This is a genomic window from Streptococcus sp. GMD1S (assembly GCF_000296875.1).
Lineage (GTDB): Bacteria > Bacillota > Bacilli > Lactobacillales > Streptococcaceae > Streptococcus.
On the sequence record NZ_AJQY01000322.1, the window covers coordinates 1 to 23,829 of the forward strand.

A 23,829-nucleotide genomic window follows, 5' to 3' on the forward strand; every position below is an offset into this window, starting at 1 on the left:
TGCACCCCTCATTTTTTGAGGGGTGCTTTTTTGCGTTCTAACAGGTTTTTTAAACAAATGGTTTATATCAAAGACTTATTTTCACGTTCAAAACCCCTCATTTTTTGCTCTGTTGACTTTCGCCAAATGGTTTTATACTAGTCTTGTGAGTTGGAGATGGCCATCGATAGTAACTCCAAAAAATTGATGAAGGACGGAATTTTCCGAATGAAAATAGTATTTATTTGTTCACCCTATCGAGGGAATGTTGCAGAAAATGAAAAGAAGGCCATTGCCTATTCCAAGCAAGCTGCCAAAGCTGGCTATGTCCCCCTTGCACCGCATCTGCTTTTGACACAGTTCTTAAACGACAGGAATCCTGATGAACGAATCCAGGGCTTGACCATGGGGCAGGAGCTTTTGAAGCGATGTGATGAGATTTGGGTCTATGGTCCCAATATCTCTCAAGGTATGAAGTATGAGATTGAAACGGCGAAAGAGCTGGGGAAACCTTTCCGATTATTCCACGAGAATGGTCAGCCTATCAATCCACATACCATGGAAATTGATGACCGGGTAGAACCCTTGTTTGCCCTCCAATGTAGTGGCCACAAAGTTCGCTATGCAGGAGAAAAGAATCCAAGAGTTACTAATACGAAAGATTCTGTTTGGTCGAAGTTTCCAAGCATGTTCTTAGAATAAGAAAGGAAAAGCTATGGCTCAAATGAAAAAACTAGAAACTGTTGTCTCCAACTTACGAATGCTGGCAGATAGTTTGGAAGAACTGTATGGTGCGGTTGACCATACAGATGAAGCACCTGTGGAAAAAGCTGAAAAGGCAGCTTTACCAACAGTCACTATTGAAGATATCCGTAAAGTTCTGGCCGAAAAGTCCCGAGCTGGTAAAACAGAACAGGTGCGAGAACTCCTTCAAAAGTATGGAGCAAACAAGCTCTCTGCGGTAGAAGAGAAGCGTTATTCTTCTCTTCTTGAAGATGCGAAAGGACTCTGATATGGCGGGAAAACAACACGCACTATTATCAGCATCCTCCAGCCACCGCTGGCTGACGGTGCCGCCTCTTGCTCGCTTAGAGGAGTTCTTTGAACACAAGACTAATCCTGCAGCAGAAGAGGGGACACTGGCCCATGCTCTAGCTGAGTATAAGCTGAAAAGTGCACTTCGGATAGAAGCAGAAGAACCGGAAGGTGAGTTGACGCTTGAGATGGAACAAGCCACGGAAGATTATGTTGCCTTCATCATAGATGAGTTTGAACAACTGAAACAAGGTACCAGTGATCCAATTGTTCTCATTGAGCAGAAAGTTGACTTTTCTCGCTATGTTCCAGAAGGATTTGGGACGGCTGACTGTGTCATTGTGGTAGACAGCACCCTGCATGTTGTGGACTTCAAGTATGGCAAAGGGGTGCTGGTCGAAGCCGAGAACAACCCGCAGATGAAGCTCTATGCCCTGGGAGCCTTGGAGTTCTACGATGCTCTCTATGATATTGAAGAAGTCAAGATGACCATTTTTCAGCCACGAAAAGGGAATATCTCAACGGCTATTTTACAACGAGAAGATTTGCTAGAGTGGGCTGAGACGGATCTGAAACCTAAGGCTGAACTGGCCTTTAAAGGAGAAGGAGAGGTCACCTATGGTCCTTGGTGTCAGTTCTCACCTTGTAATGCCGTTCTTCGGGCACGAATGGACTATCATAAAGAGCTTGAACAATTCCAGTTGGCTTCCCCTCATCTTTTGACGGATGGAGAGATTGAAGAAATTCTTCTTCATGTGGATGACCTAGTCAAATGGGCGACAGAGGTGAAAGACTATGCGACCAAGGTGGCCATTGATACTCATAAATCATGGGAAGGATTTAAACTGGTCGAAGGTCGCTCTATCCGTCAGTTCACTGATGAAGATGAAGTGGCCAAACTAGCAGAAGCAGAAGGCTTCACGGATATCTATAAACAAAGTCTGGTTTCTCTGACTGAACTGGAGAAACGGATGGGCAAGAAAGCATTTAACCGATTGTTAGGGCATTTGGTCCGCAAACCTCAAGGCAAGCTGACCCTTGTTCCTGAAAGTGATAAACGAAAAGAATATATTCCAGCAGCAGCTGAATTTGGAGGAAGCTAATATGTCAAAAGAAACAAAAGTAATCGTCCCTGGACGTCTATCCTATGCGAATGTATGGGAGCCGCAATCTATCAATGGTTCAGAACCGAAATATTCTGTATCAGTAATTATTCCAAAGAGTGATAAGGCCACGATTCAGAAAATCCAACAAGCCGTAGAGCAGGCCAAACAAGAAGCTATTTCAAAATTTGGAGGGAAGATTCCAGCCAATCTGAAACTACCACTCCGAGACGGAGATATTGACCGGCCGGATGATGAAGCCTATGCCAATAGTTATTTTATTAACTGTAATTCCAAACAAAAGCCGCAGGTCGTAGACCAGCAGGTTCAGCCAATCCTAGATCAGACGGAAGTCTATTCAGGCTGTTATGGTCGGGTATCTGTGACATTTTATGGCTTTAACTCCAATGGCAATCGTGGGGTGGCAGCTGGCCTTGGAAACATTCAAAAATTGAAAGACGGAGAACCACTGGGTGGCCGAGTTCGAGCAGAAGATGAATTCGGTACCGTTGATGATGACGACTTTCTAGCTTGAGGTGGGTCTCCACCTCTTTACCTATTGGAGGACGGATGAAAACTCTAAGCATTGATATTGAAACTTATTCAGATGTAGACTTAACAAAATGCGGAGTCTATCGCTATGTGGATAGCCTAGCCTTTGAGATTTTGCTCTTTGCCTATAAAGAGGATGAGAAAGAAACGCAGGTGGTAGACTTAGCTCAGGGAGAGCAGATTCCTGAAGAGATTCGTTTAGCTCTATTAGATGATGCCATTATAAAAACGGCCTTCAATGCCAACTTTGAGAGGGTCTGTCTTTCCAAGTTTCTAGGAGAGCATCTCTCAGCTAAGTCCTGGTTCTGTACGGCGGTACTTGCAGCAAGTTTAGGCCTACCATTATCCCTTGAAGGAGTGGGCCGAGTTCTCAACATAGAAGAACAAAAGATGAAAGAAGGAAGCAGGCTGATTCGCTATTTCTGTCTGCCCTGTAAAGGAACGAAAGCAAATGGTATGCGAGCGCGGAATTTCCCCCATCATGCGCCTGAGGACTGGGAATTATTTAAACGTTACTGCAAGCGAGATGTTGAGGTGGAACAAGCTATTCGAGAGCGTCTGAGAAACCATCCCTTGCTTTATAGTGAGCAGCTTCTCTATCAGTTGGATCAGGAAATCAATGACCGAGGCATAGAAGTAGACTTGCAGTTGGTTGAACAGGCCATTCTTTGTGACCTTTCTTATAAGGAGCGGGTCACAAAGCGTGCTTATGAATTGAGTGGATTAGAGAATCCGAATTCTGTCTCTCAACTAAAGGGCTGGTTAGAAGAGCAAGGAGTCTTCATGGACTCGTTGGGAAAGAAAGAGGTGACCAAGCAACTCAAAGAAGCAGATGGAGAAGTACTTGAAATGTTAAAACTGCGTCTCTTGATGTCCAAGACCTCCGTCAAGAAATACCAGGCTATCGAACGCTGTGTTTGCTCAGACGGCCGGGTACATGGACTTTTGCAATTTTATGGAGCGAATCGCACTGGCCGCTGGGCTGGACGATTGGTTCAGGTGCAGAATCTTCCTCAGAACAAACTCAAGGATTTGTCCCTTGCCAGAACCCTTGTGAAAGAAGGGAGGTTTGAAACCTTGGATACTCTCTATGAGAATGTCCCGAGTGTCCTTTCTGAACTTATTCGGACTGCCTTTGTCCCCAAAGCAGGTCATCAGTTTATCGTTGCTGACTTTGCTGCGATTGAAGCTCGGGTGTTGGCTTGGCTGTCTGGGGAATCTTGGCGGTTAGATGTTTTTGAACAGGGCGGGGATATCTATTGCGCATCTGCGTCTTCTATGTTTGGAGTACCGGTTGAGAAACACGGTGTTAATAGCCACCTTCGCCAAAAAGGTAAGATTGCAGAACTAGCTCTTGGTTATGGTGGGTCAGTCGGCGCTTTAACCGCTATGGGAGCACTGGATATGGGACTGGAAGAAGAGGAACTGCAGCCGCTCGTCAATCAGTGGCGGTCAGCCAATCCGCATATTGTGGCCTTTTGGTGGGAGATAGATAAGACCGCAAAGCAGGTCTATGAAACAAGAGAACCGAAGAAGATTAAGAATCTTGTCATCAGCTATCAATCTGGCATGCTCTTTATTACGCTACCTTCTGGACGAAAGCTAGCTTATGTTAAACCTCGCATGGGCATGAATGCATTTGGCAAACCTAGCTTGACCTATGAAGGGATTGGAGAGAGTAAGAAATGGACTCGGCTTGAGACCTATGGACCAAAGTTAGTGGAAAATATTGTTCAGGGTATCGCCCGAGATTTATTGGCCTATGGCATGGTGCAGCTCGAGCAAAAGGGATTAGCTATTGTTCTTCATGTGCATGATGAAGTGGTGGTAGAAGTGAGAGAAGAGAGTGTGGCAAAAGTCTGCCAGCTACTTGCCACAAAGCCAGACTGGGCCGAAGGTCTGCCTTTACAAGCCGACGGCTATGCCTGTGAATTTTATAAGAAAGATTAAGGAGGAAAGAATGGAACTTACCATTTCATTAGGAAACAAACGAACCGATAAGATTTGGACGCAAACCAGTTATAGCTTGGAACAGTTTGAAGCCCGCATTTCAACCACTATCCGAACGGCTGAGACCGTTGCAGAGTATAAGAAACTAGCGAAATCAAAACAAGATAATATTAAAGATGTCGGCGGCTTTGTTTTAGGAAAGCTTGACAAAGGAAGACGAAAGAAAGATGCGGTGTTGTCTCGCTCGGCTCTGACTTTAGATATGGACTTTGCGACACCTGGCATTATGGATGAAGTCGAACTCTTCTTTTCTTTCTTTGCCTATTTCTATTCAACGCATAAACATACCAAAGAGCATCCAAGGCTACGTTTGATTATCCCCTTATCTCGGGAAGTAACGGCTGAGGAATACCAGGCTGTTGCCAGAAAAGTGGCTGAAGATATCGGTATGGAGCTATTTGATGATACGACCTATGAACCGAGTCGACTCATGTATTGGCCTTCAACCTCGCAAGATGGAGAATTTGTCTTCAAAAAATTGGAGGGTGACTTCCTCAGTCCGGACACGGTTCTAGCGCGCTATCAGAACTGGAAAGATACGACTGAGTGGCCTGTATCCAGCCGGCAGAACAAGCTGCTGGAGCGGGCCATTGCCAAACAAGCAGATCCTCTTGGAAAATCTGGCTTGATTGGGGCTTTTAACCGAACCTACACCATTACAGAAGCAATTGAAAAATTTCTAGGAGATGTTTACAAGCCTTCCAGCATTCCAGGTCGTTTTGATTATATTCATGCCACAACCAGTGCTGGGGTTGTTCTTTATGATGACAAATTTGCTTATAGCCACCATGCGACCGACCCTTATGGTCACAGGCTTTTATCGGCTTTTGACCTGGTTCGCCTGCATCTCTTTGGTGATCAGGATGATGAGGAAAAGAAAGACTCAGCTAAGCAACCGTCTTATAAGGCTATGCAGGATTATGTCCTAAAAGATGATGCGACCAGGGAGACACTGGCAAAAGAGCGCTTAGCAGATGCGACTTTGGAATTTGCTGATACGGAGAATTGGCAGGCGAGCTTAGAGCTGGATAAGACCGGCCGTGTTAAGGATACCTTATCCAACATTGCGACGATTCTGCACTTTGACCCCAATCTTCAAAACATTGTCTACAATGAATTCAAGAATGTTATTGATGTGATTGGTGAGCTGCCTTGGAGACGGTCACGTCCTGGCTGGAATGATTCGGACTTAGCTAATGCCAAGCTCTACTTTGAGCGTGTCTATGGTATTTGGTCACCTACCAAGTTCAAGGATGCTCTTTTAGCTGTGGTGACTTCTTACCGGCTCTACCATCCCATTAAGGAGTATTTAGAACCCTTGGTCTGGGATGGAGTCGAACGGATTGATTCGCTTCTTATCGTTTACCTTGGGGCAAAGGACACAGCTTATACACGAGCAGTCATGCGAAAAACTATGGTGGCTGCGATAGCAAGAATTTATGAACCAGGTATTAAGTTTGATTCTATTCTTGTACTAAATGGACCGCAGGGGATAGGAAAATCAACCTTCTTTCTCAAGCTAGGTAAAGAGTGGTTCTCGGATTCTCTGGCGATTTCAGACATGCGGGATAAAACTGCGGCAGAAAAGCTCCAGGGCTATTGGATTCTAGAAATTTCTGAGATGACAGGAATTCGAAAAACAGATGTGGAAACTGTTAAATCCTTTATATCACGACAGGATGATAAGTTCCGTCAAGCCTATGGGGTGAATGTGGAAAGTCACCCACGCGCTTGTATTATTGTGGGTTCAACCAATTCAGAAGGTGGCTTCTTGCGAGACGTGACTGGGAACCGTCGCTTTTGGCCGATTCGAGTGTCCGATGCCAGTCAGTTAAAGCCTTGGGAGCTAGTCGATGTAGACCAATTGTGGGCAGAAGCCAAGGTCTATTATGAAGCAGGGGAGGAATTGTTTCTAAAAGGAAAAGCAGAAAATGAAGCAAATAAAGAGCGACAGGAGGCCATGGAATCAGACGACCGAGAAGGCATTGTAGCTGAGTACCTGGATACCTTATTGCCAGATAACTGGGCCAAGATGGACTTATATGAGCGACGGACTTTCTTGGCTGGTAGTGACTTTGGCAGTCAGACTTTGAAGGGAACAGAACAGCGTGAGCGGGTCTGCATTATGGAAATTTGGTGTGAGTGCTTCGGTAAGGAACGACAGAATATCAAAAAGGCTGATTCCTATGAAATTGAAGGAATTCTAAATAAAATCGGTGGCTGGAATAAGTACACAGGAAATACGACTGGTAAGATGAAGTTTTCCCTGTATGGTACTCAACGTGCTTTTGTCCGGGTGCCGTAAGGCAACTTGGGAAGCTTTAGTTGGTTTCCGCAGGTTTTCGATTTTACCTTTCAGCAACCGAATGGGAAACTGCTCAAAGCTGTTGCCAATAGTAGTTTCTCTAGTACTAGTTTCCTTAGTTGCCTATCTTTTCTAAGAGAGTAGTGTTACTACTAGTAAAATAGGAGTAATGGACACCCATACGCGCGTAAGGAGTTTGAACCCTTTTGGCACCCCCTATCGGAAACCCTGGGAGGAGAAGAAATGCGAGAAAGAGAAATTGAAGAAAAACTGAGACTAGAAAGTCAGAAGCGGGGTGGTCTCGCCATGAAGTTTGTCTCGCCTGGCTTGGTAGGGATGCCTGATCGAATCGTGATTTTACCTCAAGGAAAGATTGGTTTTGTGGAGTTAAAAGCCCCAGGAGAAAAGCCCAGAAAGATTCAGGTCAGGCGCATGGAACAGTTAAGAAAGCTGGGGTTTCTGGTTTATATGCTGGATGATAAAGGAAAGATTGGAGAAATACTAGATGACATACAAGGCACATCCTTATCAGGAGGTAGCGACTCGATTCATTGAGGAGCATGAGACAGCTTGTTTGATTCTTGATATGGGACTAGGCAAAACCGTGATTACCTTAACGGCATTGTGGAATTTGATATTGGATTCATTTGAGGTCAGAAAAGTCTTGGTCATTGCCCCGCTTCGAGTAGCCAGTCATACTTGGAAGAGTGAGCTGGATAAGTGGGAACATTTAAAGGGGCTGGATATTTCCATTGCCATTGGCAGTGAACCAGAGCGAAGAGCCGCCTTAACACGCTCAGCCTTTATTTATACCATCAACCGAGAAAATGTCGTCTGGTTGATTCAGAATCAACTCTTTGATTTTGATATGGTGGTGATTGATGAGCTATCTAGCTTCAAGTCTTATCAGGCTAAACGCGTCAAGGCTCTTAGGAAAGTTCGATTTAAAATCAAGCGCATGGTTGGGCTGACGGGAACTCCTGGAAACATCATGGACCTATTTTCTGAGATTGGCATTTTAGATGGCGGACAGCGCCTGGGACGCTTCATCACAGCTTTTCGCAATCAGTATTTTGACCCCGACAAACGAAACGGTCAGGTTATCTTTTCTTATAAGCCAAAGGATGGCGCAGAAGAAGCCATCTATGAAAAGATAGCGGATATGACGATTTCTATGAAGGCAGTGGATTATCTTAATATGCCAGAACGAGTGGACAATGAAGTTCTAGTTGAGATGTCGGAGACAGAATTTGCAGTTTATAAGGAGCTCAAAGCAGAGATGGTGGTTTCTCTCAAGGGGCAGGTACTTGATGCCGTGAACAGTGCCAGCCTTTCGAATAAATTACTGCAGATGGCTAATGGCATGGTTTATGATGAGAATCGAAAGGCGGTACTCTTGCATGATCAGAAGTTAGTGGCTCTTGAAGAAATGGTGGAGAGTATGAATGGCCGGCCTTTGTTAGTCGCTTATTGGTTCCAGCATGATTTGAAACGCATCAAGGAACGTTTTTCAGAAACTAGAGTGATTCAAAGCAATCAGGATATTGAGGACTGGAACAAGGGAAAGATAGTCCTTGGTTTGATTCACCCGGCAAGCAGTGGTCATGGACTGAATCTTCAAGCTGGCGGTCATACCATTTGTTGGTTCGGCTTAACTTGGTCTTTGGAGCTGTACCAGCAACTTAATGCCAGGCTCTGGCGGCAAGGGCAGAAAGAAACGGTGGTTGTTCACCACATCATTACAAAGAGCACGATGGACGAACAAGTCATGAAACGATTGAAAGAAAAGGACATCTCTCAGCAATCCCTGATTGATGCCGTCAGATATGAATTGAGAGAGGAGGAAAAGGATGGATAAAATAGAAAGCTTTTTCTATGATTACAAGAACATGAAAAAGGAGATGAAGCTCTTATGTAGCCAGTTGGACCAGTTTGTCGGCATCTCAGAAAATGAGATGCTGGACACCATGGTCTATGGTCGGTCTGATGAACCAAGGGTGCAGACCAGTAAGAATCCTTATCGCAGTGAGATCATTGCTTTATCCTACAAGGAAGAAACAGAGAAAGCCAATCGGGAGCTTTATCAATATTTGTCAAAGCGCTACTGTCGTTTAGTTCAGGAATTGCATTTTTTTGAAGTAGCTGTCAGTCAGCTTCCAGATGATTTGGCGGAATTTGTGACGGATTTAGTCATTGTGTCAGAAAGCTGGGACAACCTTATGGTCAAGTATCATATCAGCAGGAGTACCATTAGCAGGTGGAAGCAAAAGGCCATTAAGGAACTGCGTTTGATTTATACCATCAGAAACCAGCAGTTAGAAGATTTTTTACTTAGCTAGAGGAGAACCATATGTGCAAACGAGGAGATATTTATTACGTAGATTTTGGAAATCAGAAAAACAGTCATATTCAGCAAGGGATTCGACCGGCCATCATCGTCAGCAATAATAAAGCTAATGACCATTCTCATTTGGTTACGGTTGTTCCCCTAACCAAGCAGGTTCAAAAGAAAAAGCACCTGCCTACTCATGTGTATCTACCTAAGAAAGTTTTCAAAGGGCTTAAGTGGTCCAGCTTGGTTTTGGCAGAGCAGGTTCTTACAGTGGATAAATTTCAGTTAAAAAATAAGGTCATGACCATTCGAGAAGAAGCCTGGCTGGTGCGGATTGACCGGGCTTTACGGGTCCAGATAGGAGTTTAAAAAATTTTGAATAATCTTCGCTAATGACTTGATAAATAAAAAGTCGTACGGTAACATACACATACAAAAAAGAAAAGGGGTAAAAGCCCTGAAAAAATAGTGGACTTAATTAAGAAATACGGATTTTACCACGTTGGAAGTTGACGACTACGTTTGGTTGGACTAAGGAGGCAGAAACATGTGGCAAGAAGGAATATTTACAAGTCACAATCGAAAGGTGGTTTACCTAGCGAAGGTAAGCACTGAACCCTTCGAGGATGGAATAGACAACGGACGCATCTTTAAATTGGGAGTGGACGTAGACGGTGAGGAAGTCATTAGTTACGACAGGGGTTGGGAAATGTATCCGGAAGATGAAAGCCTAGAAGAAATTTTGGACCAGATTCTAGAACGTTTTCCAGCTTAAATATAGAGCGCAGAAATATTTGAAGTTTCTGCCTTAAAAATGTCTGAGATACAAGAAATGGTCATTTCAGGCATTTTTTTGTACATTTGAGAGGATAGCAACCCCTGATCAGTTGTTTTTAGTTATACTAGAAGTACCAACAGAAAGAGGTGCTACACTTGAAAATCTTAGAAGTTGAAATCCTATCTACTTTATTTGTTTCAGGAGTCTATATCTACCATATCAAGTTTCAATTCTTAACACTTTATAATCAACAAACCTACAGCATGCAGGTTATGCCAGTGACAAAGGAAGCCATCTCAGATATGGCAGCATACATAATGGAAAATTATTACAGGCGCATGGTTCGTTGTTCATTGGATTGTTTTTCATTTGCGTAATAGGTCTACTTAACGTATAATATGATGTAGATGAGATATTCTCATGTCATCACTTTGATGAGACAAGTGACGGTTCTGACTTGTTGGTAAACAAAAATTAGCCGAGTGTGAAATGAGAATTTTTAATTTGAGTGGTCGGCTCATGGTCAATCTGATATTAATCTTGGACATAAGGGCCAAGCGGGTGGCGGACACCAAAATTAAATCCGATATTTAATCTTGGACATAAGAGCCAAGCGGGTGGCAGACACCAGAATAAACCGACTAAAATAAATGGCTTACAGCTTGCTGTAGGTCATTTTCATTTAGAAATTGAAAAGAGGTTGAGGTTTCAAAATTTTGAAAAAATTCCACTGATTACTTGCATCACCTCCTTTCTTGTTGTATAATATTAGTGAAGATAGAAATATCTTGAGTGTGGAGACACTTTAAAGTTGTACTGGGTATGGAACAGGTATAATTCCATAACTTAAAGCTATCAAGATGGGTAGCGAGCTCCAAAGCAGAGATAGTGCTTGACTAATACGGCTAGTAGAAGAATGTCCGTAACATTTTAGCTATCAAGATGGGTAGCGAGCCTGACAACCAGGATAAAACACTCACTATATAAATAGAAGGGTGACCTGAGTAGGTTGCTCTTTTATTGTTAAAGAAAGACTGGAAAAGCTTAGTGAATATTCATAGAAAAAAAGAGCAAGTAAGAAGAAATATTATTAGTAGTGCTCGTTTGTATAAGGAGAGACTTGTAGGTAAGCGTTTTATTTATATATTTGGTGATGAATGTTTTGAAATGCATTTTAAAACTGATAGTTTTAAACATCTTACTGGTGCAAATGCAAGACTGTCGCCAAACCAATTTTACATGTCAGCCTCTGAAGGGCATTTAGGGGGAAATCAGATATTTTTTAATGATCGCCATCCATTAAGTATAGCAATCAGAAAAACGGAGGGATTGAGAGCACTAGATTTATTTATAAAAGAGGAGCTATTTGTAATAAAGGATTTAGTTACTGCGTCAGCAACTTATCCGTATGCACTCACAAACCTAGATAAATCATTATTAGTGGTTCTGGACTCAACTGATGCTACTGGGGATACATATTATGTGCCTAGGAGTTTTAGAGTTAAAGATAGAAATATATTTGATAAAACAAGCTCTCAGTCTATTCATGCTGTCGATTTTATTTTAAGTAAAGAAGATGTGATAAGGAAGTATGATACTATCCACATGCAAGATAAGGGAAAAAGTTTGAGTACTTTATCAGAGGAGCTGAAAATGAAAATCTCTGATGATCTTATGTGCTAGTAGCCGTATTTTATAACTGAAATACTAAGTTCTATCTGTTGGTGAGATAGAACTTTTTTATTTGTCAAGTAAAAACTGTAAAAAACAAAAAGACGGGACTACCCCGGTATTAGGGCGGGACTACTCTGGAACTACCCCGGTATTAGGGCGGGACTACTCTGGAACTACCCCGGTACTAATACGGTACTAAGTCGGTACTGCTTTGCACGAATAATTGTGATATGATTAAGATGTGAAAGAACATAGAGAGGAGGGGTGAAGGCCATGCCGAGACGACCCGCTCAGCCCTGCAAATTTCCAAACTGTCCAAAGCTCGTACCTTATGGTTCTAAGTACTGCGAGGATCACCAAAGTGTTCACTCACTTGAGGTGAAGTCGACAAAGGCTAAAGGTTACGACTCACGGTGGAACAAAGCTCGGCTTCATTTCTTGAAAACACATCCGCTTTGCGTGAGGTGTCGAGCTAAAGGAATGATTACACCTGCAACAGTAGTGGATCATATCACTCCTCATCGAGGAAACCAAAAACTCTTTTGGAATGAGGGCAACTGGCAACCTCTTTGTAAATCCTGTCATGATTATAAAACTATGACGGAAGACCATGCTCCAATTTATGGCTATGATTTCTGACGAGGGGTAGGGGGGATAAAATCTCTGTGAGTTGCCTCTCAAAAGACCGTGGCCCCCTCAAACGTGCATTTTCGCAAAATGTAAAAGGGGTATATTTTTTGAAGAAATAAATAACTGAAAAACAAGCTGTAACAGGAAGTTATGGCTTGTTTTTATTTCGTTTTATGATTTAAAAGGTTAGAGATTTCAGTAAAGAAAGGAGGCAGAAATGGACGATTTTCAGAGAAAACAGATTAGAAAACTACGTTCTGAAGGTTTGGGATACCAATCGATTGGAAAGATAGTCGGTTTATCTAGGGATTCTGTTCGCAATTACTGCAAACGAAATCCGGAACTATTGGGCTATCGAAATGCCGTCACGAAGATGATGAAAGACCAAGCCAGTGGTCTTCCTTGTTGCCTTCACTGTAAAGAAACCTTTATCCCCAAAGGAACTGGTCGACCTAAGAAGTTTTGTTCAGATGCTTGTCGGAGATACTGGTGGCAGGACCATCCAGAATTACACCAGAAACAAAATACAGCTTACTATGAATTGGCTTGCCAACATTGCGGTAAGTCTTTTTTATCATACGGCAATGCGAAGCGGAAATTTTGTAGCCATGCCTGCTATATTCAATCTCGTTTTTACTAAGGAGGTAGTATGAAAGTCACACAAGATATGACATGGGTCTCTTTATCCATTGACTCTTTAAAACCAGCGGCTTATAACCCACGAAAGAAACTCAAGAAGGGTGATAAGGAATACGAAAAAATCAAGAAATCCATTGTGGAGTTTGGTTATGTTGACCCGATTATTGTTAATTTCGATGGTACTGTAATTGGAGGCCATCAACGACTGACCGTCTTATCTGACTTGGGCTATAAAGAAGTTCAATGTGTTCAGGTTCGAATTGAGGATGAGAATAAGGTAAAGGCCCTGAATGTTGCTTTAAATAAAATCACAGGCGCGTGGAATGAAGAACTTCTCGCAGACCTGATGGTGGACTTGCAAGATGCGGATTTCAATTTAGACCTAACCGGTTTTGAAGCCCCAGAAATCGATCAGCTATTTTCTAAGGTTCACAACAAGGAAGTGAAAGAAGATGACTTTGATGTAGATGGGGAGCTGACAAAACCGACTATCTCGAAACAAGGAGATATCTGGCATCTTGGGAAACACCGAGTGATTTGTGGTGATTCTACAAAGCTAGAAACTTATCAGCTTCTCCTGGGAGATAAGAAGGCCAACCTTATCGTAACTGACCCTCCTTACAATGTTAATGTGGAAGAAACAGCGGGAAAAATCAAAAATGATGATATGTCCGATGCGGATTTTTATCAGTTCCTTTTTAACATGTTTGTCAATGTAGAACAGTCCATGGAGGATGATGCTTCTATCTATGTTTTCCATGCGGATACAGAAGGACTGAATTTCAGAAGGGCCTTTAAGGATGCTGGCTTTTATCTGAGCGGTTGTTGCGTTTGGAAAAAGAATGCTCTGGTATTAGGTAGAAGCCCTTACCAGTGGCAACATGAACCTGTGCTCTATGGCTGGAAACAAAAAGGAAAACACCAATGGTTTTCTGATAGAAAGCAGACGACCATTTGGGAATATGACCGTCCAAAATCCAGTAAAGAGCATCCGACTATGAAGCCTGTTCAGCTTATGGCTTATCCGATTCAGAATTCTTCCATGCGAGGGACACTTATACTGGACCCATTTTTAGGCAGTGGGTCTACCTTAATTGCGGCTGATCAGACAGGTCGAGTTTGTTATGGCATAGAACTGGATGAAAAGTTTGTGGATGTTATTGTCAAACGCTACATGGAAGCAACAGAAAAGACGGATGTGAAACTAATCCGTGAAGGCAGGACCTTATCTTTTGAAGAAGCTTTGAATGAAATGGAGGAAGCACAATGACGATAACTTTTCTGGATTTCTTTGCAGGAATCGGTGGCTTTCGTTGTGGATTAGAGTTGACGGGAATGAAATGTATTGGCTATTGCGAGAAGGATAAGTTTGCAAGAAAATCATATGAAGCCATGTATGAAACGAAAGGAGAATGGTTCCATGACGATATCACAAGCATCAACCCAGCACAACTTCCAAAAGCAGATTTATGGTGTGCGGGAAGCCCTTGTCAAAATCTGTCTATCGCAGGAAAGCGAGCCGGATTATACGGTGAACGAAGTGGACTCTTTTTTAGATTTGTTGCTTTGCTCGAAAGCCAAGAAGAAAAGGATAAACCCGAGTGGATACTCCTTGAAAATGTTAAGGGACTTTTATCAAGCAGCCGGGGACGAGATTATCTCGACTATCTCTCTAGTCTGGGGCAAGCAGGGTATGACCTCGAATGGCAGATTTTTAATTCCAAAGATTACGGAGTCGCACAAAACAGAGAACGAGTCTATACTCTCGGACATCTTAGAAGCAGAGGTAGACGACAAGTATTACCTGTCCGCAGAGAAAGCAGCAGCCATCTTAAGCAGCTTATAGGTGGCATGCAAAGTTACAGAGTTTATGATACTTCTGGCATTTCAACGACTCTTGTTGGTGAGGGAGGCGGAGTAGGTGCTAAAACAGGACTCTATATGATTGACCAATCTTTGACAGCTCCTAAGGTAACAAATACAGCACGCTGTATCACTGCTCGCTATACATCAGGGGTGACAAAAAGAACAGCTATGAATACAGCAGTTTTAGAAGTTGCTGAGCAAGAGGGGATAAAGGTTCGCAATGGTACTAAGAAAGGTTATCAAGTTGCGAATGTTGGAGATTCAGTTGATTTATCTTATCCAGGATCCAGAACAAGAAGAGCACGAGTTGGAAAAGGATTGGCTCATAACCTTTCTTGCGGAGGGCAAATGGGAGCTGTTGTCTGGAAGGGAAAAACAGTTAAGATTCGAAGATTGACTCCTAAAGAATGCTTCAGGCTTTAAGGATTTCCTGATGAGTTATTTGAAAAAGCTTGTGCCGTAAATTCGGATGCTCAGTTGTATAAACAAGCAGGAAACGGTGTGACAGTATCAGTTGTATTTGCTATTGGGAAAGCCATTCTAAATGCGATAAAGGAAAATCATGACGAATAATCTTCCTGAATCAGAAACCAAGCATTATCTTGAAAAAATTGCTGTTCAATTGGAGTCGTTTCCATCGATATCACCAGTTTCCAAAATACAACTTCAGGAACTGCTTATGCATATTAAGAGGGCATTGAAGACCAATCAGTTTGGTTATCTAGAATTGAAATATATCAATCAAATGATTGAGCAATTGATTGTGGAGACCACTCTTGAAAGTCAAAAAATATTCGAATAATTATCTCTTATAACTGGATAAATATGTATAATAGAGGTATTATACCATTGAACAAATTGAACCCCAAAGGAGAACAAAGATGAATGCGAAGATTGTAGAATTATTAAAAAAGCGGTATCCTGCTGGAACAAGGGTGCGGCTCTTAAAAATGGAAGACCCGAATCCAGTGCCAATTGGTATGTTGGGAACGGTGGAAGATGTAGATGATATTGGTTCCTTGGTTGTTCAATGGGACAATGGCCGACAACTCCATGTGTTACATGGCATTGATGAAGTAGAGAAAATCGATTCATAAGAAATTAAGTCTTCGGACTTTTTTCTTGTGGGCTGAAGGAGGTGAGGGCATGGCACAGAAGGGCAGAAAGCCCAAACCAATTAGTTTAAAAATCTTAGAAGGGAATCCTGGCAAGCGTCCACTTCCAAAGAATGAAATACAGCCTAAGAAGAAAGCTCCTAGATGCCCTTCCTGGCTTGAAGAAGATGCCAAGAAAGAATGGAAGCGTATGGGCAAAATCCTAGAAGGATTGGGACTTTTAACTGATATGGATATGACAGCTTTTGCAGGTTACTGCCAAGCTTATGCACGCTGGAAGGAAGCAGAAGAGTTTCTTTCAAAACACGGCTCTATCATCAAAACTCCCAATAGCTATCTCCAACAAGTGCCACAAGTTTCTATTTCTCAGACCAATCTTAAAATCATGCTTAAATTCTGTGAACAGTTTGGCTTGACTCCATCTTCCAGAACACGACTTGCTTCGATGGATACAGATGTGGGGTCAGGTGATGAAATGGAAGATTTACTTGGAGGGCGCTTATGACATATTACTACATCCCTTCTCCCTTCATGCTTCCAACTTCTCATTATGACGAGAAAAAGGCAGACCGGGCAGTAACCTTCATTCAGAATCTCTGCCATACCAAAGGACGCTGGGCGGGACAGAAATTCTTCTTATTACCCTGGCAGGAACAAATTGTACGTGACCTTTTTGGTATCGTAAAAGAAGATGGGAATCGACAGTTCCTGACGGCCTATGTAGAGATTCCTAAAAAGAATGGGAAGTCTGAACTAGCTGCTGCGATTGCTCTTTATCTCTTATACGCAGACGGAGAAGCCAGTGCCGAAGTGTATGGGGCAGCTTGTGACCGAAATCAAGCTTCTATTGTTTTTGATGTGGCCAAGCAAATGGTTTTGATGAGTAAAGCTCTGGAGAAACGATCCAAAGTCATGGGAGCCACTAAACGTATCATCAATTATTCCAATGCTGGTTTCTATCAAGTGTTATCGGCTGAAACTGGAACCAAGCATGGACTCAATGTATCAGGTTTAGTCTTTGATGAAATTCATGCCCAGCCCAATCGCCATTTATACGATGTCTTAACCAAAGGGAGTGGTGATGCAAGGGAGCAGCCGCTCTTTTTTATTATCACGACAGCAGGAAACGATAAAAACTCTATTTGTTATGAATTGCATACCAAGGCCTTAGATATACTAAAGGGGCGAAAAAAAGATAGTACCTTTTATCCAGTTGTCTATGGCCTTTCAGAAGAAGATGATTGGAACGATGAAGAGAACTGGCTAAAGGCTAATCCCTCCCTTGGTCATACGATTGGGATTGACCGGGTTCGGGAAGCTTATCTGAATGCCTTAGATAACCCAGCAGAAGAAAATGTATTCAAGCAATTGCGACTCAATATTTGGACCAATTCAGCTGTGACTTGGATTCCGGAACATATCTATGATAAAGGAAGACAGCCGATTGATGTGGAGAGTCTAAAAGGCAGAGATTGTTATGCTGGTCTGGATTTATCTTCCACTTCAGATATTACAGCCTTTGTCCTAATCTTCCCACCAAGAAATGAAGCAGAGAACTATCAAGTTCTTCCATATTTTTGGTTGCCTGAAGAAACCCTGGTTCTTAGATCTAGACGAGACCATGTGCTGTACGATGTCTGGGAAAAGCAAGGCTTTCTTCTTACCACGGAAGGGAATGTTGTTCATTATGGATTTATTGAACGGTACATTGAAGAACTGTCCACTATCTATCATATCAAAGAAATTGCCTATGACCGCTGGAATGCGACACAGATGGTTCAGAACTTAGAAGGCATGGGTTTAACAATGGTTCCATTTGGTCAGGGCTATAAGGACATGAGTCCACCTTCCAAAGAGTACTATAAACTCATGATGGAAGGTAAAATCCAGCATGGAGGTCATCCGGTTCTAAAATGGATGGCCCAAAACGTAGTCATGAGACAGGACCCAGCCGGAAATATTAAGCCTGATAAAGAAAAATCTGTCGAAAAGATTGACGGGATTATCGCGACCATTATGGCTTTAGACAGGTGCATTCGACATCAAAAGAATGACGGTAGTATTTATGACGAGCGAGGAATCTTATCCTTTTAAATTTATTAGATTTTCCACAATTGAAAGAGTGATTGTAAAGCATCTCAAGCGAGGTGCTTTTTTTCATGCCTAGAAAAGGAGATGACTATGGGAATATTGGAACGATTAGGACTAAAACGACAGAGGGGAGAGCCCAAAAATAAGTATGAAGGGAATGACTTTTCGCTACTCTTTGGTCGAACCACGAGTGGGAAAACGGTCAATGAACGGACGGCATTACAAACGACAGCGGTCTATGCCTGCGTAAGGATTCTGTCAGAGACCATTGCATCTTTACCTCTTCATGTTTATCGATACTCCGAAGGAGGAAAAGCAAAGGATACGGAACATGTCCTTTACACGCTTTTGCATGATGAGCCGAATCCTGACATGACATCTTTTGTCTTTCGGGAAACCTTGATGAGCCATCTCTTGATCTGGGGGAATGCCTATTCTCAGATTCTTCGTGACCGTTCAGGTCAGGTGATTGGGCTGTATCCTTTGCTACCGGATCAGATGAGCGTTCATCGAAGTGAGAAGGGCAAGCTCTTTTATGTTTACAATCGTTATGAGGAAGACAATCCTAATTTTCAGGAAAAAGGAAGCATTGTTTTATCACAAGAAGAGGTACTTCATATTCCAGGCTTAGGGTTTGATGGTCTGATTGGTTATTCTCCGATTGCTCTGGCGAAGAATGCGGTGGGGATAACGCTTGCCTGTGAAGAATATGGCGCTAGTTTCTTTGGCAACGGTGCTAACCCCGGTGGAGTTCTCGAACACCCGGGTATCTTAAAAGACCCTGCTAAGGTCCGAGATTCCTGGAATGCAGTCTATCAGGGGACACGAAATGCTCATAAGGTAGCTGTCCTGGAAGAAGGTATGAGCTATAAGCAAATTGGGATACCGCCTGAAGAAGCACAGTTCTTGGAAACCCGCAAGTTTCAAATCAATGAGATTGCGCGTCTCTTTCGGATTCCACCGCACATGGTAGGAGATTTAGAGAAGTCCAGTTTCTCTAACATTGAGCAACAATCCCTTGAGTTTGTTAAGTATACCTTGGATCCCTGGGTGGTTCGGTTTGAACAGGCTCTTAAGAAAAGTTTGCTGCTGCCGGAAGAAAAGAAGACCCATTTCATTAAATTCAATGTGGATGGCTTGCTTCGTGGGGATTACCAAAGTCGAATGAACGGCTATGCGATTGGACGGCAAAACGGCTGGCTCTCGACAAATGATATCCGAGAGCTGGAAGAACTCAACCCTATCCCGCCAGAAGAAGGGGGTGACCTTTACCTCATTAATGGCAATATGACCAAGTTAAAAGATGCAGGAGGATTTATGAAAACAAATCAAAAAGGAGAGAGTCATGAATAAATTTTGGAATTTCAGCGAGAATGAAATGGGGCGTGTGCTGCATCTAAATGGTACAATCGCTAGTGAATCCTGGGTGGATGATGATGTGACTCCGCGAATCTTTAAGAATGAACTCATGAGTGGCACCGGACCATTGACCTTATGGATTAATTCACCGGGTGGAGATGTCTTTGCGGCAGCTCAAATCTACAATATGTTAATGGACTACAAGGATGACGTGACCGTCAATATTGATGGCATAGCAGCTTCGGCAGCCAGTGTTATTGCTATGGCGGGAACCACCGTCAATATGAGTCCAGTTGCTATGATGATGATTCACAATCCGATGACGGTCGCAATTGGCGATTCTAAAGAAATGGAGAAGGCCATTGCTATGTTATCGGAAGTCAAAGAGTCCATTCTCAATGCCTATGAAATTAAGACTAGTTTATCTCGGGTACAGCTATCCCACTTGATGGATGCTGAGTCTTGGTTTAATGCTAAGAAGGCTCTTGAACTTGGGTTTGCGGATTCTATTTTGTATGAGCCTGCACCTCATGAAGATGGGACGGTTCAAAGTATGATGTTTAGTCGAGCAGCGGTGACCAACCAGCTGCTTTTAAAATTGGCTGATAAAAAACCTCAGCCCAAAACACCAGTTTCTCAGTTAGAGAAACGGTTGTCACTCTTGAAATAAGAAAGGAATAACCATGAGTAAAATTTTACAATTGCGAGAAAAACGAGCGCAGGTATGGGAGAAAGCAAAAAGCTTTCTGGATACCTGTCGGGATGATAAGGGGCTGGTTTCTGTAGAAGATACGGCCCGTTATGAAGAAATGGAAGATGAGGTTGTTCGCCTTGGTAAAGAGATTGAACGCTTGGAGCGGCAGGAAGCACTGGACAAGGAATTAGCCAGTCCGGTTAGTCAAGCCATTGTCGCCAATCCAACTGTAGGCGGAGGAAATCCAAAAGGCGGACGTTCCTCTAAAGCCTATAACACAGCTTTTTGGAACAATATCCGCAAGAAAAACTTCTATGATATCGAAAATACCCTCAGTATTGGAGACGACTCACGTGGCGGTTACTTGGTTCCAGATGAATATGAGAAACGTCTGATCCAGGCTCTTCAAGAAGAAAACTTCATGCGGAGTCTTGCAACGGTCATTCAGACTTCAAGCGGGGAGCGGAAGATTCCAGTTGTGTCAGGGAACGGTGAAGCCACTTGGATGGATGAGAACTCTAAGTTCAAGGAATCAGAAGATACCTTTAGTCAAGTAACGCTTGGTTCCCATAAGGTTGGAACAGCTATTAAGATTTCTGATGAGCTGCTCTATGATTCCGTCTTTGATTTGGAAAGCTATATGGCTAATGAATTTGCTCGTCGTATTGGTGTGAAGGAAGAAGAAGCTTTTCTGATTGGTGATGGAACAGGTAAGCCAACTGGAATTTTTCAAACGGTCACTGAAGGGGCGACTAGTGGTGGTGCGACGATTACCTTTGACGATGTCATGGATTTGTATCACTCGCTTAAATCACCTTATCGGAAAAATGCAGTATGGATTTTGAACGACTCCACCGTAAAAGCTTTACGGAAACTCAAGGACAATAACGGCAACTATATTTGGCAGCCATCTGTTCAAGCTGGTGTACCAGATATGATTCTGAATCGTCCTTATTTCACCTCTAGCTTTGTGCCAACCATTGATACAGGTAAAAAAGTTTTGGCTTTCGGTGACTTTTCTTACTACTGGATTGCGGACCGTCAAGGACGTTCCTTTAAGCGCCTGAATGAACTCTATGCAGAAAGCGGTCAAGTTGGCTTTCTTGCTAGTCAGCGCGTGGACGGCAAGTTGATTCTGAATGAAGCGGTTAAAGTCTTGACCATGAAATGAGGCTTCTCATGAAGATTAGTTTGGAGGAAGCAAAGAACTATCTGAGAGTCGAACACTCAGAGGATGACCACTTGATTCAAGTCATGATTTCTGCCAGTGAAGAGTTGTGTTCTAGTATCCTACGCAAGAATCTAGAGGAAGTGACGGAGGAGAAAGAAGTTGACTTCCTTCAGACGATTGTTTTGTTTGGGACAGCTTATCTTTACGAGCACCGAGAAGAAGGAGGGCAGGAGAGTTTGGTAGAACTCCTCAAGGCTCTTCTTTCTGCTCACAGAAGGGATGTGTTCTGATGAAGATAGCTCCATTAAGCAAACGGGTTTTCTTTGAAAAACGAGTCATTGTGCAAGATGCTATTGGCAATGAAAGCAGTCAGTGGCAGCAATTGTTTTCTAGGTGGTGTTCCTGCAAGGTGCTTCTTGAAATGGAAGGCACTACAACAGTAATGGTCAAGAATATTCATCAGTTACGCTTTACGCTGCGCTACGACTCTTCCATTCGAGAGTTGGATAGTCAAACCACTCGTCTTCGCTTTGAGGATAAGTTTTATAATATCAAGGCCATTGATTCGTTAACTTATCCTCAGGAGATAATCCTGATAGATGCGACAGAGGAGGTACAATATGGCAACAATTGACCCGTCTGACCTAGCTCGAGCTGTTCAAAAGGAGTTGGAGAATTATGTTGAAAGGTCTACTGAAACAGTGAAAGCAGTGGTGGAAGACAGCACGGGGGAAGCTGTTAATGAGTTAAAGAAACATTCTCCGAAAAAGCGGGGGAAATATGCTCGAGGCTGGAACTCTACTGTGACTAAAGAAACGAATCTAGCTTTGACAAAAACGATTTATAATCGAACACCAGGACTGACACACCTCCTTGAAAATGGTCATGCTAAACGAGGCGGTGGCAGGGTTGAAGGAATTCGGCATATTGCTCCTGTTGAAGAAAAGATGATTCGCCAATTTGAAGAGCGCTTGAAGGAGAAGTTATGAAAAAAGATGAGTGGTTTTCATTTTTGAACAGTCTAGGTTTACCCTGTGCCTATCATCATTTTGAGGAGGGGCATAGTCCAGCTCCTCCCTTTGTGGTGTATTGGTTTCCTGCTTCTCAGAATTATGGCGCAGATAATCTGGCTTATCACAAAGGAAGTCAAGTCAGACTGGAGCTTTATACCGAGAAAAAAGACCTTGAATTAGAAGAGAAAATAGAAGCAGCACTCGACAGTCATTCTCTCTTTTTTGACAAGGAAGAAACCTATTTGGATACAGAAAAGCTGTATCAGGTTATTTATCATTTAAGTCAATAGAAAGGAAAAATCCGATGGAGAAAAATAAAGTCACCTTTGGTTTGCAGGATGTCCATTGGGCAGAAGTAACCAAAGAAGGAGATGATGGGGCGCTGACCTACGGGACAGTGGAGCGACTTAGGGGTGCCGCAGAGCTGACCTTGGAGCCACAAGGGGATTCTGGTTCATATAAAGCAGACAACATCAATTTTTATACGACAGAATCTAATGATGGCTATGAAGGAACTCTGAAACTGGCTCTTTTGACACAGGAATTTTTGACCCGAGTGTTAGGAGAAACGATTGATGCCCAGAGTAAAGTCATCTCAGAAATCGCAAGCAGTGAGAAGAAAAACTTTGCCTTGATGTTCCGATTTGAAGGGGATAAGAAAGAAACGCTCCATGTGCTCTATTATTGTTATGCAAGCCGGCCAACAGTAGCTTCTAAAACAAAGAGCGGTTCAGACATCAATGAAGTGGAATTGAAATTCAAAGCCAGTCCTCGGCCGCTTGATAAGCTAGTCCGTCGCAGGACCACAGAAGATACCCCAGAAGATGTCAAAAAGACTTGGTTCGCAAAAGTCTATGAACCAACTGTGAAACCAGGAGGTTAATCATGAGGAAAACGATTCAGTTATCAGGTAAGAACATTGAGCTAGCTACTAATGCTTACACACCGATTGCCTATAAAAAAGAATTTGGGAAAGATTACTTTCAGGATCTGTTTCAAATGTTGCAGGCAGAGTCGATTCTAAAAAAAGCTGAACAGCTAGAAGAAGGCAAAACTTTATCTGCATCGGATGTGGGTATGAGCATGTTGGCGGATTTTGATATGACGTTTTTTCACAGGCTCTTTTGGGTTTTTGCCAAATCAGCTAACCCATCTATTGAACCTTTTGAAGAGTTCTTTATGGGCTTAGAAGACTTTCCGCTTCAAACAGTAGGACCGGTTCTGATGGAATTGTTAAATCAAGGAATGACCACCAGAAAAAAGTCGATGCGTCGGAAGAAGCGAGTAGCGAAACCTTCACGGTAGAATCCTATCTTCACTGTTGTAAAGAGACAGGACTATCCATGTCAGATTTAAAAGAGATAACGATTGGCATGGCGCTGGACTATCAGACAGACTATGTGGAAGTGCGTACCAAAGAAGCAGATAGAACTCGCAAGGCTACGCAGGTAGACTTTGATAATTTTTGATGTGGTGGTAAGGA

The 23,829-nt window shown here is 42.8% G+C and carries 30 protein-coding genes and 1 pseudogene; all 31 read left to right on the top strand.

Annotated elements, in window-relative coordinates:
- The first annotated feature begins 207 nt into the window (after nucleotides 1-207).
- Nucleotides 208-681 carry a DUF7768 domain-containing protein gene (locus GMD1S_RS09025; protein WP_008292828.1) on the top strand — a complete coding sequence of 158 codons (474 nt, stop codon included), beginning with the start codon at nucleotides 208-210 and terminating at the stop codon, nucleotides 679-681.
- Nucleotides 682-694: 13 nt separating this feature from the next.
- Nucleotides 695-991 (top strand): hypothetical protein, encoded by a 297-nt coding sequence (locus GMD1S_RS09030; RefSeq protein WP_000068161.1) that lies wholly within the window; start codon nucleotides 695-697, stop codon nucleotides 989-991.
- A complete protein-coding gene (locus GMD1S_RS09035) occupies nucleotides 975-2,117 on the top strand; it encodes a DUF2800 domain-containing protein (protein ID WP_001224297.1) in 1,143 nt (380 codons plus the stop codon). Before GMD1S_RS09030 ends, GMD1S_RS09035 begins: the two co-directional genes overlap by 17 nt.
- 1 nt (nucleotide 2,118) lies before the next feature.
- Nucleotides 2,119-2,652 carry a DUF2815 family protein gene (locus GMD1S_RS09040; protein ID WP_000032506.1) on the top strand — a complete coding sequence of 178 codons (534 nt, stop codon included), beginning with the start codon at nucleotides 2,119-2,121 and terminating at the stop codon, nucleotides 2,650-2,652.
- Nucleotides 2,653-2,687: 35 nt separating this feature from the next.
- Complete coding sequence (locus GMD1S_RS09045; protein WP_000854925.1) at nucleotides 2,688-4,619, top strand: DNA polymerase; 1,932 nt, start codon at nucleotides 2,688-2,690, stop codon at nucleotides 4,617-4,619.
- Between the two features lie 10 nt (nucleotides 4,620-4,629).
- A complete protein-coding gene (locus GMD1S_RS09050; protein ID WP_000424009.1) occupies nucleotides 4,630-6,984 on the top strand; it encodes a virulence-associated E family protein in 2,355 nt (784 codons plus the stop codon).
- Nucleotides 6,985-7,227: 243 nt separating this feature from the next.
- The gene (locus GMD1S_RS09055; protein WP_001209159.1) at nucleotides 7,228-7,539 is read left to right on the top strand and encodes a VRR-NUC domain-containing protein; all 312 of its coding nucleotides are present in this window, start codon (nucleotides 7,228-7,230) and stop codon (nucleotides 7,537-7,539) included.
- A complete protein-coding gene (locus tag GMD1S_RS09060) occupies nucleotides 7,490-8,842 on the top strand; it encodes a DEAD/DEAH box helicase (protein ID WP_000221145.1) in 1,353 nt (450 codons plus the stop codon). The genes GMD1S_RS09055 and GMD1S_RS09060 overlap by 50 nt, the downstream gene beginning before the upstream one ends.
- A complete protein-coding gene (locus tag GMD1S_RS09065) occupies nucleotides 8,835-9,323 on the top strand; it encodes a hypothetical protein (protein ID WP_000357689.1) in 489 nt (162 codons plus the stop codon). The genes GMD1S_RS09060 and GMD1S_RS09065 overlap by 8 nt, the downstream gene beginning before the upstream one ends.
- Nucleotides 9,324-9,334: 11 nt before the next feature.
- Nucleotides 9,335-9,685, top strand: coding sequence for a type II toxin-antitoxin system PemK/MazF family toxin (locus GMD1S_RS09070; RefSeq protein ID WP_000335299.1), 351 nt, complete (start codon nucleotides 9,335-9,337; stop codon nucleotides 9,683-9,685).
- Between the two features lie 178 nt (nucleotides 9,686-9,863).
- Nucleotides 9,864-10,091 (top strand): DUF7678 domain-containing protein, encoded by a 228-nt coding sequence (locus tag GMD1S_RS09075; protein ID WP_000267706.1) that lies wholly within the window; start codon nucleotides 9,864-9,866, stop codon nucleotides 10,089-10,091.
- A 149-nt stretch (nucleotides 10,092-10,240) separates the two neighbouring features.
- The gene (locus tag GMD1S_RS09080; RefSeq protein WP_237738357.1) at nucleotides 10,241-10,471 is read left to right on the top strand and encodes a hypothetical protein; all 231 of its coding nucleotides are present in this window, start codon (nucleotides 10,241-10,243) and stop codon (nucleotides 10,469-10,471) included.
- Nucleotides 10,472-11,114: 643 nt separating this feature from the next.
- Nucleotides 11,115-11,777, top strand: a complete 663-nt coding sequence (locus GMD1S_RS09085) for a PBECR4 domain-containing protein (RefSeq protein WP_000913325.1) — start codon at nucleotides 11,115-11,117, stop codon at nucleotides 11,775-11,777.
- A gap of 264 nt (nucleotides 11,778-12,041) precedes the next feature.
- A complete protein-coding gene (locus GMD1S_RS09090; RefSeq protein ID WP_001138021.1) occupies nucleotides 12,042-12,407 on the top strand; it encodes an HNH endonuclease signature motif containing protein in 366 nt (121 codons plus the stop codon).
- 208 nt (nucleotides 12,408-12,615) lie between these two features.
- A complete protein-coding gene (locus GMD1S_RS11935) occupies nucleotides 12,616-13,038 on the top strand; it encodes a helix-turn-helix domain-containing protein (protein WP_000340864.1) in 423 nt (140 codons plus the stop codon).
- 9 nt (nucleotides 13,039-13,047) lie between these two features.
- Nucleotides 13,048-14,307, top strand: a complete 1,260-nt coding sequence (locus GMD1S_RS09100) for a site-specific DNA-methyltransferase (RefSeq protein ID WP_000869308.1) — start codon at nucleotides 13,048-13,050, stop codon at nucleotides 14,305-14,307.
- Nucleotides 14,304-15,476: pseudogene (locus GMD1S_RS09105) on the top strand (DNA cytosine methyltransferase). Before GMD1S_RS09100 ends, GMD1S_RS09105 begins: the two are co-directional and overlap by 4 nt.
- Entirely contained in the window at nucleotides 15,466-15,705 is a 240-nt protein-coding gene (locus GMD1S_RS09110; RefSeq protein ID WP_000183781.1) for a hypothetical protein, read from the top strand. The pseudogene GMD1S_RS09105 and the gene GMD1S_RS09110 overlap by 11 nt, the downstream one beginning before the upstream one ends.
- Before the next feature lie 79 nt (nucleotides 15,706-15,784).
- Nucleotides 15,785-16,000, top strand: a complete 216-nt coding sequence (locus GMD1S_RS09115) for a DUF4314 domain-containing protein (protein WP_000992184.1) — start codon at nucleotides 15,785-15,787, stop codon at nucleotides 15,998-16,000.
- A 49-nt stretch (nucleotides 16,001-16,049) separates the two neighbouring features.
- Nucleotides 16,050-16,523, top strand: a complete 474-nt coding sequence (locus GMD1S_RS09120; RefSeq protein ID WP_000057466.1) for a phage terminase small subunit P27 family — start codon at nucleotides 16,050-16,052, stop codon at nucleotides 16,521-16,523.
- On the top strand, nucleotides 16,520-18,112 hold the full coding sequence (locus GMD1S_RS09125; protein WP_000222988.1) for a terminase large subunit: 1,593 nt from the start codon (nucleotides 16,520-16,522) through the stop codon (nucleotides 18,110-18,112). The genes GMD1S_RS09120 and GMD1S_RS09125 overlap by 4 nt, the downstream gene beginning before the upstream one ends.
- Before the next feature lie 87 nt (nucleotides 18,113-18,199).
- Nucleotides 18,200-19,462 (top strand): phage portal protein, encoded by a 1,263-nt coding sequence (locus tag GMD1S_RS09130; RefSeq protein ID WP_000511777.1) that lies wholly within the window; start codon nucleotides 18,200-18,202, stop codon nucleotides 19,460-19,462.
- The gene (locus GMD1S_RS09135) at nucleotides 19,455-20,138 is read left to right on the top strand and encodes a head maturation protease, ClpP-related (protein WP_001032310.1); all 684 of its coding nucleotides are present in this window, start codon (nucleotides 19,455-19,457) and stop codon (nucleotides 20,136-20,138) included. The genes GMD1S_RS09130 and GMD1S_RS09135 overlap by 8 nt, the downstream gene beginning before the upstream one ends.
- 13 nt (nucleotides 20,139-20,151) lie before the next feature.
- Nucleotides 20,152-21,333: a phage major capsid protein gene (locus GMD1S_RS09140; RefSeq protein ID WP_000036012.1), complete on the top strand. Its 1,182-nt coding sequence runs from the start codon at nucleotides 20,152-20,154 to the stop codon at nucleotides 21,331-21,333.
- A gap of 8 nt (nucleotides 21,334-21,341) precedes the next feature.
- Entirely contained in the window at nucleotides 21,342-21,623 is a 282-nt protein-coding gene (locus tag GMD1S_RS09145; RefSeq protein ID WP_008282402.1) for a head-tail connector protein, read from the top strand.
- The gene (locus GMD1S_RS09150; protein WP_000684964.1) at nucleotides 21,623-21,967 is read left to right on the top strand and encodes a head-tail adaptor protein; all 345 of its coding nucleotides are present in this window, start codon (nucleotides 21,623-21,625) and stop codon (nucleotides 21,965-21,967) included. The genes GMD1S_RS09145 and GMD1S_RS09150 overlap by 1 nt, the downstream gene beginning before the upstream one ends.
- Complete coding sequence (locus GMD1S_RS09155) at nucleotides 21,954-22,322, top strand: HK97 gp10 family phage protein (RefSeq protein ID WP_000190823.1); 369 nt, start codon at nucleotides 21,954-21,956, stop codon at nucleotides 22,320-22,322. The genes GMD1S_RS09150 and GMD1S_RS09155 overlap by 14 nt, the downstream gene beginning before the upstream one ends.
- A complete protein-coding gene (locus GMD1S_RS09160; protein ID WP_000710710.1) occupies nucleotides 22,319-22,636 on the top strand; it encodes a hypothetical protein in 318 nt (105 codons plus the stop codon). Before GMD1S_RS09155 ends, GMD1S_RS09160 begins: the two co-directional genes overlap by 4 nt.
- Before the next feature lie 14 nt (nucleotides 22,637-22,650).
- Nucleotides 22,651-23,229 (top strand): major tail protein, encoded by a 579-nt coding sequence (locus GMD1S_RS09165; protein ID WP_000414381.1) that lies wholly within the window; start codon nucleotides 22,651-22,653, stop codon nucleotides 23,227-23,229.
- Between the two features lie 2 nt (nucleotides 23,230-23,231).
- Complete coding sequence (locus GMD1S_RS09170; protein ID WP_001232596.1) at nucleotides 23,232-23,651, top strand: hypothetical protein; 420 nt, start codon at nucleotides 23,232-23,234, stop codon at nucleotides 23,649-23,651.
- A 38-nt stretch (nucleotides 23,652-23,689) separates the two neighbouring features.
- A complete protein-coding gene (locus GMD1S_RS12675) occupies nucleotides 23,690-23,815 on the top strand; it encodes a hypothetical protein (protein WP_001281455.1) in 126 nt (41 codons plus the stop codon).
- The last annotated feature ends 14 nt before the right edge of the window (nucleotides 23,816-23,829 follow it).